14 protein-coding genes and 1 pseudogene are annotated in these 10532 nt (G+C 63.9%); all 15 read left to right on the forward strand.

Annotated elements, in window-relative coordinates; genetic code table 11:
- Positions 1 to 365: 365 nt before the first annotated feature.
- On the forward strand, positions 366 to 812 hold the full coding sequence (gene dtd, locus HMPREF1546_RS11150; RefSeq protein WP_021748459.1) for a D-aminoacyl-tRNA deacylase: 447 nt from the start codon (positions 366 to 368) through the stop codon (positions 810 to 812).
- Positions 809 to 1252, forward strand: a complete 444-nt coding sequence (locus tag HMPREF1546_RS11155; RefSeq protein ID WP_021748460.1) for an ester cyclase — start codon at positions 809 to 811, stop codon at positions 1250 to 1252. Before dtd ends, HMPREF1546_RS11155 begins: the two co-directional genes overlap by 4 nt.
- A gap of 85 nt (positions 1253 to 1337) precedes the next feature.
- Entirely contained in the window at positions 1338 to 1949 is a 612-nt protein-coding gene (locus HMPREF1546_RS11160) for an MBL fold metallo-hydrolase (RefSeq protein ID WP_021748461.1), read from the forward strand.
- A gap of 13 nt (positions 1950 to 1962) precedes the next feature.
- The gene (hemZ, locus tag HMPREF1546_RS11165) at positions 1963 to 3432 is read left to right on the forward strand and encodes a coproporphyrinogen dehydrogenase HemZ (protein ID WP_021748462.1); all 1470 of its coding nucleotides are present in this window, start codon (positions 1963 to 1965) and stop codon (positions 3430 to 3432) included.
- Positions 3433 to 3445: 13 nt separating this feature from the next.
- A complete protein-coding gene (locus HMPREF1546_RS11170) occupies positions 3446 to 4378 on the forward strand; it encodes a uridine kinase (RefSeq protein ID WP_025545074.1) in 933 nt (310 codons plus the stop codon).
- 48 nt (positions 4379 to 4426) lie between these two features.
- Entirely contained in the window at positions 4427 to 4819 is a 393-nt protein-coding gene (locus HMPREF1546_RS11175; protein WP_021748464.1) for a zinc ribbon domain-containing protein, read from the forward strand.
- Positions 4820 to 4833: 14 nt separating this feature from the next.
- The gene (locus HMPREF1546_RS11180) at positions 4834 to 5658 is read left to right on the forward strand and encodes a purine-nucleoside phosphorylase (RefSeq protein ID WP_021748465.1); all 825 of its coding nucleotides are present in this window, start codon (positions 4834 to 4836) and stop codon (positions 5656 to 5658) included.
- Between the two features lie 82 nt (positions 5659 to 5740).
- Positions 5741 to 7405 carry a polysaccharide biosynthesis C-terminal domain-containing protein gene (locus HMPREF1546_RS11185; protein ID WP_021748466.1) on the forward strand — a complete coding sequence of 555 codons (1665 nt, stop codon included), beginning with the start codon at positions 5741 to 5743 and terminating at the stop codon, positions 7403 to 7405.
- A gap of 102 nt (positions 7406 to 7507) precedes the next feature.
- Positions 7508 to 8314, forward strand: coding sequence for a nucleoside triphosphate pyrophosphohydrolase (gene mazG, locus HMPREF1546_RS11190; protein ID WP_021748467.1), 807 nt, complete (start codon positions 7508 to 7510; stop codon positions 8312 to 8314).
- 76 nt (positions 8315 to 8390) lie between these two features.
- Positions 8391 to 8666, forward strand: coding sequence for an HU family DNA-binding protein (locus HMPREF1546_RS11195; protein WP_021748468.1), 276 nt, complete (start codon positions 8391 to 8393; stop codon positions 8664 to 8666).
- Between the two features lie 74 nt (positions 8667 to 8740).
- Positions 8741 to 8986 carry an RNA-binding S4 domain-containing protein gene (locus HMPREF1546_RS11200; RefSeq protein WP_025545076.1) on the forward strand — a complete coding sequence of 82 codons (246 nt, stop codon included), beginning with the start codon at positions 8741 to 8743 and terminating at the stop codon, positions 8984 to 8986.
- Between the two features lie 58 nt (positions 8987 to 9044).
- Positions 9045 to 9329, forward strand: coding sequence for a YabP/YqfC family sporulation protein (locus tag HMPREF1546_RS11205; RefSeq protein WP_021748470.1), 285 nt, complete (start codon positions 9045 to 9047; stop codon positions 9327 to 9329).
- A 6-nt stretch (positions 9330 to 9335) separates the two neighbouring features.
- Positions 9336 to 9590 (forward strand): annotated as a pseudogene (gene yabQ, locus HMPREF1546_RS19920) (spore cortex biosynthesis protein YabQ); the annotation flags it as partial.
- A 208-nt stretch (positions 9591 to 9798) separates the two neighbouring features.
- Positions 9799 to 10098, forward strand: coding sequence for a septum formation initiator family protein (locus tag HMPREF1546_RS19650; protein WP_021748472.1), 300 nt, complete (start codon positions 9799 to 9801; stop codon positions 10096 to 10098).
- A gap of 123 nt (positions 10099 to 10221) precedes the next feature.
- Positions 10222 to 10532: S1 RNA-binding domain-containing protein (locus tag HMPREF1546_RS11220; RefSeq protein WP_021748474.1), on the forward strand; the 311-nt coding region annotated here is incomplete at its 3' end.

Genomic DNA, 10532 nt, shown 5'->3' on the forward strand with positions numbered 1-10532 from the left:
GGAGCGCCGCAGCGCGAGACAGGAAAAGAGGAGCGGTTCAAATGCGCCCGTGTCCTCCAATCCAAGACGCACTACGCCGCGGGAATCCGCCGCTAAGTCTGCACCGCACCCCGCCGCGCCCGTCGGGGGACCCTCGCAAACACGCAGGCACCCTCTCGCGCCGCCCCCCGTACAGCAACTTTGCACGCATGTGTAAAGTTGCGGCCAAAGCGCCTTTTTCTCTTATACCGGGCGCGGCGCGTTCTCTTTTTGGCGCTGACAAAAAGAGAATGGGGGCGCATCTGCACGGCCGTCAGCATGGCTGATATTCCCCGCAGAAATAGAAGCCTTCCATTTTGAGTGAACCATAGAAAGGAATCCATTGTATGCGTGCAGTTGTGACACGGGTGGCCGGTGCCTCCGTAACCATTGCCGGGAACGTCAACGGCCGGATCGGCCGTGGCTTCCTGGTGCTGCTGGGCGTGGGACCCAACGACACCGAGGAGACCGCCGACCGCTTGGCGGAGAAAATCTGCAACCTGCGGGTCTTTGAGGATGAAAACGGCAAAATGAATCTGAATCTGGAGCAGACAGGCGGTGCCCTGCTGGTGGTGTCCCAGTTCACCCTGTACGCGGACACCTCCTCCCGCCGCCCCGGCTTTACCGGCGCCGCCAAGCCGGACGCGGCCATCCCCCTGTATGAGCGATTCATGGCTCACTGCAGGGAGCGGGGCTTCGACGTTCAGCATGGGGAGTTCGGCGCTGATATGCAGGTGGACTCCCGGAACGACGGCCCCGTCACCATCCTCTTCGACACAGAGCGGCCCTTATGAGGGAAGCGGCGCAGGGCGGCGGCGAAATGGCGCCGCCGGAGCTGGTGCGGACGTTCTATGAGACCGTGGTCTCCCAGCACCGTCTGGAGGACCTGCCCCGCTTCGTCGGGGAGGGCTGCATGCTCCGCCAGGGGGAGTGGACCACTCCCCTGGGTCCCGGCGGCATGGTGCGGCATCTGGCGGCTCTGCGGGAGACGTATCCGGATTACACGGTCCGCATCCTCCGCCAGCACTGGGCCGCGCCGTATGTCGTCTCCGAGTGTGTTATGAAGGGGACCCACCTGGGCCCTTGGCCCGGAACAGTCCCCACGGGAAAACGCCTGATCTTCACCGGCGTGAACATCGACCGGGTGGAGGGCGGAAAGATCGTGGAGCACGGCGGCGCTGTGAACACCTTTGAGACCCTGTGGGACGCGGGCATGATCCGCCCTGCGGAGTGACAGGGCATTTGTCCATTCCACACATGGGCGGGCGGGATTTCCGCCGCCTGCCTCTGATATTTTCATTTGGCAAGGGAGGTCTCCCATGAAGATCAAGTGCTTGCAGGTGGGCCCCATCGGCACCAACTGCTATCTCCTCTGCGACGAGGATGCCAAGACCTGCGCCGTCATTGATCCCGGCGGGGATGGGGCGCGGATCGCCGCCGCGGTGGCGGAAACCGGCTGTGTGCCCTGCACCATCCTGCTGACCCACGGCCACTACGACCACACCGGCGCTGTGGGAGAGCTCCAGGCCAAATGGCCGGAGACCCCGGTGTATCTGAATCGCCGGGATGTGTACGCCGATGCCTGCACCCAGCAGCTGTTCCCGCTCCTCAGCGGGGACGTGCGGGACTACGACGAGGGGGACACGGTGGCTGTGGGCGGCCTGACGGTGACCGTTCTGGCCACCCCCGGCCACAGCGAGGGGTCTGTCACCCTCCGGTGCCAAGACGCCCTCTTCTGCGGGGATACGCTCTTTGCGGGCTCCTGCGGCCGGACGGACTTCCCCGGCGGGTCCATGGAGAAGATGATGGCCTCTCTGCGGCGGCTGGGGCAGCTGGAGGGAGACCTCCGGGTCCTGCCCGGCCACATGGAGGCATCCACCCTGGACCGGGAGCGGCGCTGGAACCCCTATCTGCTCCAGGCCATGCAGTGAGGAGGGCGCGCCCATGAAACTGGTTTTCCGCGGCCATGACGAGCGGTATGTGGTGGAGCAGAGCCTGATGAATCTGTTCCCCGGGGAACTGCCTGTCTACGAGCCGATCACCCCAGGCGATGACAGCTGGGCTGTGATCTCGCTGGAGGAGACGGGGGACCTCTGCCGGGTGGCGGTGTCCCTCTGCCGGGGCGGCAAGACCACCGAGCAGACTTATCAGGAGCCCCTCTCCGGCGGCGATTTCCAGCGGGAGGGCCTCCGCCGCCACGCCGTCGGCGCCTGCTTCTTCCTGGCGGCCCGGGCGGTCACCGGCGTGACGCCTCCCTGGGGAATGCTCACCGGCGTCCGGCCCGACAAGCCGGTGACCTGGGCCCTGGAGGACGGGAAGTCCCCGGAAGAGGCCCGGGCGTATTTGGAGGAACACTATTTCGTCACCCCCTCCCGGGCTGCCCTGGCCCTGGAGACCGGCGCCACCGCGGCCAAGGCCGCCCGGCGGCTGGAGAAGCGGGACATTGACGTGTACGTGGGCATTCCCTTCTGCCCAACCCGGTGCGCCTATTGCTCCTTTGTCAGCCAGTCGGTGGAGCGGAGCTTTGCCCTGGTGCCCCCTTATGTGGACGCCCTGTGTGGGGAGATCTCCGCCGGCGGCGAGATGGTTCGCCGGGCGGGACTGCGGGTTCGGACCTTCTACATGGGCGGCGGCACCCCCACCACCCTGACGGCGGAGCAGATGGACCGGGTTCTCACCGCTTTCGAGACCTCCTTCGACCGTACCGCCTGTGAGGAGATCACTGTGGAGGCGGGCCGGCCGGACACCATCACGGCGGAAAAGCTGGCGGTGCTCCGCACCCACGGGGTCACCCGGGTCTCGGTGAACCCCCAGACCTTTGAAGAGAACGTGCTGCGGGCCATCGGCCGGTGCCACACGGCTGCGGACATCGACCGCGCCATGGAGCTGGTGGCCCGGTGCGGCTTCCCCCACGTGAACATGGACCTGATCGCCGGACTCCCGGAGGATACGGCGGAGGGCTTCCGCCGGTCCCTGGACCGGTGCCTGACCTACGGCCCCGACGATATCACCGTCCACACCCTGGCGCTGAAAAAGGGCAGCCGCATCCTGACGGAGGGACTGCGGATCCCCGGCGCGGAGACGGTGGCCGAGATGCTGGATTACGCCTCTCCGACCCTCCGGACCGCCGGATACCGTCCCTACTACCTATACCGGCAGAAGTACATGTCCGGCAGCTTTGAGAACATCGGCTGGTGCCGCAGCGGCGGCGAGTGCTGGTACAACGTGGACATCATGTCGGAGCTGTGCTCCATCCTGTCCTTCGGCGCCGCCGGGTCCACCAAGATGGTGGTGCCGGGCACCAACCAGATCCAGCGGGCGTTCAACGTGAAATATCCCACCGAGTATATCCAGCGGCCGGAGAAGTGGCAGGCCAACCAGACTGCCTTCGCCGCCTTTTATGAAGCACTGTGAAAGGAGCATCGCCATGGCCTATTCCCTGAAAGAGATCAACGACGCTGTCCGCTCTGACCCCAAGGGCTTTGCGGAGGCGTGCGACGCCGCCTTTGCCAAAAAAGTGGAGACGGCGGCCCAGAAGATTGCCGATCACCGGAAGGAGTCCCGCATCATCCTGTTGTCCGGCCCCTCCGGCTCCGGCAAGACCACCACGGCATTGAAGATCGAAGAGCAGCTGGAGAAAATGGGCATCCAGACCCACACCATCTCCATGGACAACTACTTCAACACCATCGACCCGGAGACGGCGCCCCGGAACCGGGAGGGCGCCATCGACTACGAGTCTCCCTTCTGCCTCGACATCGAGCTGCTGAACCGACACTTCTCCATGCTGGACCGGGGGGAGACCATCCACGTGCCCAAGTACGAGTTCGCCCGACAGATGCGCTCCGACATCCTGTCTCAGCCGCTGAAGCTGGGGCCCGACGAGCTGGCTATCTTTGAGGGCATCCACGCCCTGAACGACGTGATCGTGGGAAAGAATCCCAAGGCCTTCAAGCTGTATATCGCGGCCCGGTCCAATGTGGTGGACGAGGACGGCGCCGTGGTGTTCCAGCACCCCTGGCTGCGCCTGTGCCGCCGGATCGTCCGGGACTACAAGTTCCGGGGCAGCGACGCCAACTTCACCCTGAAGATGTGGCCCAATGTCCGCCGGGGGGAAAAGCTGTATATCTCCCCCTATAAGGAGAATGCGGACTTGATGTTCGACTCCTCCCTGCCGGATGAGGTGGCGGTGCTGAAGCCCTTCGTGGTCCCCCTGCTGGAGGCGCTGCCCCAGGGCAAGTACGAGATCGCGGACGACATCCTCCGGGGATTTGAGCGGATCGAGATCATGGAGGAGTCCAACATCGCCCCCAGCTCCCTGGTGCGGGAGTTCATCGGCGGCAGCATCTATCCCAGCTGAGCGGGGCTGCCCCTCTGCCCCAATCTTTCTTTGGAGGTCATACAAGCCATGAATGAGCGGTTGCAGGAACTGCTGGACGCGGTGCAGCGCACTGCCTCCCAGGTGGGCGGCAGTGCGGCGGATGCCGCCTACGGCATGGGAAAGCGGGCGGGGGAGCTCCTGTCCGTGGCCAAGCTGAATATCCGGATTATGGACCTGAAGGGAGCGGTGAGCACCGCCCTGCGGGAGGTGGGGGAGATGATCTACGCCACCCACACCGGCACCCTCACGGAGTCCGAGGTACTGCTGGCAAAGCTTCAGGAGATCGACGGGCTCCGCCAGCAGATCGACCGGCTGGAGCGGGAGATCGCTCGGCTGCAGGGCGGCGCGGTGTGCCCCTTCTGCGGGGCGGCCGCCCGGAGCGGCGACGTATTCTGCCGGGAATGCGGCCAAAAGCTGTAAGGAGGAAGCGTAAGATGGAATATACATTCGCACAATATCAGGAGAGCGCCCAGGCGCTGAGAGACCGCCTGGGGGCGTTCCGCCCCCGGTGCCTGCTGATCTTGGGCTCCGGCCTGGGCTCTTTGGGCAACGAAGTGGAGTCCCCCATTGCCGTCCCCTATGAGGATGTGCCCCACATGAAGCGATCCACCGCCCCGGACCACGCGGGCCGGTTCGTGTTCGGCCGCCTGGCGGGTCAGGACGTGGCGGTGATGCAGGGCCGCCTCCACACCTATGAGGGCTGGTCCTTTGAGGATGTCAGCTATCCCGTCCGGGTGCTGCGGCTGCTGGGGGCGGAAACGCTGGTAGTCACCAACGCTGCCGGCGCGGTGAACACCGCCTTCTCTGCCGGGGACATCATGCTGATTACCGACCACATCAAACTCTTCGGTGTCAGCCCCCTTTGCGGCCCCAATCTGGAGGAGTTCGGCCCCCGGTTCCCGGACATGAGCCATGTGTACACGCCCCGACTCCAGGACAACGCCCGGGAGGCTGCGGAGGAGCTGTCCATCCCCCTGCGCCAGGGCGTCTATATGTACTTCCCCGGCCCCCAGTACGAAACGCCGGCGGAGGTCCGTGCCGCCCGGGCGCTGGGCGCGGACGCCGTGGGCATGTCCACGGTGCCGGAGGCCATTGTGGCCGCCCACTGCGGTATGGATGTGCTGGGCTTCACGCTCTGCACCAATATGGGTGCCGGGGTGCTGGACCAGCCTCTTTCCTCCGACGAGGTGCTTGCCGCCGCCGCCACGGCGGGGCCCCGGTTCTCTGCCCTGGTAAAGGCGTGTCTGGCCCGGTTATAAACGGCAGCGGCAGGCCATAGGCTCATAGGGGCAGCAGATTCCGCCGCCCTAGTTCTCTGTTGTAATTTGAGGTAATCGCTTCATGTCTAATCAAAAAAAGCAATCCTTCCTGGGCGGCGCCGCCATCCTGGCCGCAGCTGTCGTTGTGGTGAAATTTATCGGGTTCTTCTACAAAGTCCCCCTGAACAACATCCTGGGCGGCCCCGGCAAGACGTATTTCGACACTGCCTATAAGATTTACAATTTCCTGTTGACCTTCTCCACGGCGGGCCTGCCTCTGGCCATCTCCAAGCTGACCAGCCAGGCCCATGCCCAGGGACGGGAGAACGAGAAGCGGAAGATCTTCCGCACCGCCATCGTGCTGTTTTTCGTCCTGGGCACGGTGGGCGCCCTGTTTATGTTCTTTCAGGCAGAGGGCTTGGCGGGGTTTCTGGAGAACAGCCTGGCGGCCCAGCCCATCCGGGCGCTGGCTCCGGCGGTGTTCTGCGTGTGCCTGCTGGCCTGCATGCGGGGCTACACCCAGGGCCAGGGCAACATGACGCCTACGGCGGTTTCCCAGGTACTGGAGGCGCTTTTGAAACTGGCCATCGGTCTGCCGCTGGCGTGGTATGTACTGCGCATCGGCATGAGCCTGGAGATGGGCGCCGCCGCGGCCATCCTGGGCGTCACGGCGGGCACGGCGGTCTCCATGCTGTTTTTGGTGGGATATTTGGCGAAGCACCGGAATCGGACACAGTCCCTGGATGTCCCCTCCGGCAGCAGCCATCTGATCCGGCAGATCCTGGCCATTGGCATCCCCATCACCCTCAGCAACTCCGCAATGAGCATCCTGAACATCATCGACACCAAGATCGTCATGGGCCAGCTGCAGAACGCCCTGCTGCTGTCGGAGGAATCGGCCGCTGCCCTGAACGGCCAGTACAGCATGGCCATGGATATGCCCAACATGGTGGCCTCCTTCGTGTACCCGGTGACCATGAGCTTGATTCCATTCGCGGCGGCGGCTCTGGCCCGGCAGGACCATGCCGGAGCGGACCGGATCATCTCCTCCGCCTTCCGCATCATCGCCATTCTGGCCCTGCCGGCGGGCATCGGCCTCAGTGTCCTCTCCACGCCCATCATGGTCCTGGTGCTGCCGGCCCAGCGGGAGGATGCCCTGGCGGCGGGCCCCCATCTTCAGGTGCTGGGCATCGCCCTCATCTTCATCTGCCTGATGATCCTGACCAACGCTATCCTGCAGACCTACGGCAAGGAGAAGCTGCCCATCTTCACCGTGATCGTCGGCGGCATCGTCAAGATCATCATGAACTATTTCCTGGTGGGGAATCCGGACATCAACATCCACGGCGCACCCATCTCCACGCTATGCTGCTATCTGGTGATCGTGGTACTGAATCTGTTCTTCGTGTGGAAATACTCGCCCCAGAAGCCACGGTATCTCGAAGTTTTCGCAAAGCCCGTGGCCGCTTCCCTGCTCATGGGCGGCGCGGCCTGGGCGGTCTATGGCCTGGCCAGCCGGGTGCTGGATGGGGCTTTCCTCGCCTTGGCACAGCAGATGTTTGCGGATCCGGATAAGATCCAGCTCTGGTCCGTATATCTGGCCAACGCCGCCTGTGTCCTGCTGGGCATCCTGGCCGGCGTGATCGTCTACGGTGTGCTGGTGATCGCTCTGCGGATCCTGCGGGCGGAGGATGTGCGGTCCATTCCCCGCGGGGAAAAGCTTATTAAACTTCTGCACTTAAAATGAGAAACCGGGCGGCCGCGCCCCCTTCCCAAGGGGGCGATCCGCTAAAATTCCTTGAAAAATCAGGGGTTTCCCGTGAATTTTTCTTGCAAAGGCAGGCATCTTATGGTAGAGTTTCAGCGTAAGGATTTTTACAGCTACGAGGATTTTCTGGAGATCATGCGGCTGCTGCGGGCTCCCGGGGGTTGCCCCTGGGACCGGGAGCAGACCCACAGCTCCATCCGCCGGAACTTCCTGGAGGAGACCTATGAGGTTCTGGACGCCATCGACCACGACGACGCCAGCGGCATGTGCGAGGAGCTGGGCGACGTGTTGATGCAGGTGGCCTTCCATGCCCAAATCGAGGCGGAGCGGGGCCGCTTCACCATGGCAAATGTGGTGGACGGCGTGGCCCGGAAGCTGGTGTACCGCCATCCCCATGTCTTTGGGGACGTGCAGGCGGATACCTCCCAGCAGGTCCTGGCCAACTGGGACGTGCTGAAGCGCCGGGAGAAGGGCCAGCGGTCCACGGCGGACGCGGTGGAGGCCGTGCCCCACACGCTGCCTGCCCTGTGGCGGGCGGAAAAGATTCAGTCCAAGACCGCCAAGGCCGGCTTTGACTGGACAAGCTCTCTCCAGGCACTGGACAAGCTGGAAGAGGAGGTCCGGGAGCTCCGGGCCGCCCTGGAGGCCGGTCAGGCCGCCGACGCGCCCCACGGCATCCGGGAGGAGCTGGGCGACACGCTGTTTATGGCCGCCAAAATCGCCCAGATGTCGGGCGTGGACCCGGAGGACGCCCTCCACCGGGCCTGCGACAAGTTTGACCGCCGCTTCCGCGCGGTGGAAGAGGCCGCGGACAAGCCTCTGCCGGAGTGCGGTGAGGCGGAGCTGCTGGCCCTCTGGAACGATGCAAAATCCCACGATCCGTCTTAATCGCGGGCGCGCCTGCCTGCGTTAGGAATAAATCATCTAGCAAGCGCATCACACATTGTATAGGAGGATAACATCCATGAACAAAGCTGAACTCATCAATTCTGTCGCCGCTTCTGCCGACGTTTCCAAGAAGGAGGCCGAGGCTGTTGTGTCCGCCACGTTTGACGCCATCACTGCCGCCCTGAAAGACGGCGACAAGGTGCAGCTGGTGGGCTTTGGATCCTTCGAGGTCAAGAAGCGTGCCGCCCGCGTGGGCCGCAACCCCAAGACCAAGGAGTCCATTGAGATCCCCGCTTCTGTAGTGCCCGTGTTCAAGGCCGGCAAGGCCCTGAAGGACGCCGTGGCGAAGTGATCTGACCCTGTGATTTCGGGACTGCCGGTGCTGTGGTGCCGGCAGTCCCGTTTCCCATGAGAAAGGAGCCGCCCATGCGTTTGGATAAATATCTCAAAGTCTCCCGCCTCATCAAGCGGCGGACTGTAGCCAACGAGGCCTGTGACAACGGCCTGGTCACCGTCAACGGCAAGCCTGCCCGGGCCTCCTACGACGTGAAGGTGGGGGACCAGATTTCCCTGCGCTTCGGCCAGCGCATCGTAACGGTGGAGGTGCTGGACGTCCAGGAGACGGTGCGCCAGGCGGACGCCGGCACGCTGTACCGGGAGATCGGCCGGTAAGGCCGGACGCATATTCTCCCTGCCCCTCCCATATAGTTGGGACAGGGAGGGACGCGGAATGAACGACTACAACAACGCCATGTCCCAGGCGGGCCACCGTCTGGAGCTGATCGGCCGGGAGCGGCTCACGGTCTCCGGAGTGGAGGACGTGGAGCGGTTCGACGAGACCGGCATCATCATGTCCACCAGCGTGGGAACGCTGGTCATTACCGGAGAGGACCTGCACATCGGCAAGCTGTCCCTGGACGGGGGCGAGCTCCATGTGGACGGCCGGATCGATTCCGTCTCCTATGAGGACGGCGGTCAGGAGCGGGGGGGCCTTTTCCACCGGCTGTTCGGGTGAGGCGCCATGGCCCCTGCTCTCTCCCAGCCGCTCCTGCTCTTCTGTCAGGCGATCCTGCTGGGCATGGCTGCGGCGCTGCTGTATGACCTGCTGCGGGCCTTCCGCCTGCGGCTGCCCCGCCTGACGTCAGCGCTGGACATCCTGTACTGCATGGCCGCGGGCTTGGCGGTCTTCCTCTTCATGCTCCGCCGGGCGCAGGGGCAGCTGCGGCTGTATCTGCTGCTGGGGGCGGTGGGCGGCGGTGTGCTGTTTTTCGCCGCCTTCTCCCCGTTTTTGCGGCCGGTGTGGGATTTTTGGGTGGATACCCTGGCATTTTTGCTGCATCTGACCGCCATTCCCCTGCGGGGAGCGGAAAATTTGTGTAAAAAAATCGGCAGATGGGGAAAAAATCTCTTTTATTTTATTCGCAAATGTTATACAATAAAAAACACCAAGCACGGCAGAAGGCTTTACAAAGGAGGCGGGCGGCATGGCAAGAGCAGGACGGCAGCCAAAGAAGCGGTCCAGAGGAAGCGTCCTCACCAAGCTTCTGATCCTGGTGATTCTGGCGGCGATCGGACTGCAGCTGCGCAGCCTCCACAGCCAGGTGCAGGACGCCCAGGCCCAGCGGGACGCCCTGACGGCCCAGGTCCAGGCCCAGGAGCAGGAAAACGCCGCCCTGGCCGCGGACATCGCCGAGGGCGCCACCGAGGATAAGATGAAGGAGATCGCGCAGGAAGAGCTGGGGCTGATCTCCCCCAATCAGCGTGTGTTTTCTGTGGGCAACTGACCGGAGCCGGGCGACGAGGGAGGCGGAGCGCCTCCCCCGCTTGTGCCGGGAGCCGGTCTTTTTTGATACGACCCGCTTCCACGGGAGCGGGAAAACCATCCGGAAGGAGAAACAGTACACTATATGGAGCTTCAGGTAGGGAGCATTTTGGAAGGAAAGGTGACCTCCATCACCAAATTCGGCGCGTTCGTGGCCCTGGACAATGGGAAGTCCGGCCTGGTCCACATCTCCGAGATCGCCAACACGTTTGTCAACGACGTACATGACTACCTGCAGGAGGGGCAGGCCGTCAAGGTCCTGGTGCTCTCCACGGAGAATGGAAAGGTCAATCTCTCCATCAAGCGGACGCTCCCCAGGCCGGAGCGGCCCGCCCGCAGTCCCCGGCCCAGCGGCAGCCACCCGGCGGGGACGTCCCGTCCCGTGGCCCAGGCCCG

This window comes from Oscillibacter sp. KLE 1745, assembly GCF_000469445.2.
Classification (GTDB): domain Bacteria; phylum Bacillota; class Clostridia; order Oscillospirales; family Oscillospiraceae; genus Oscillibacter; species Oscillibacter welbionis.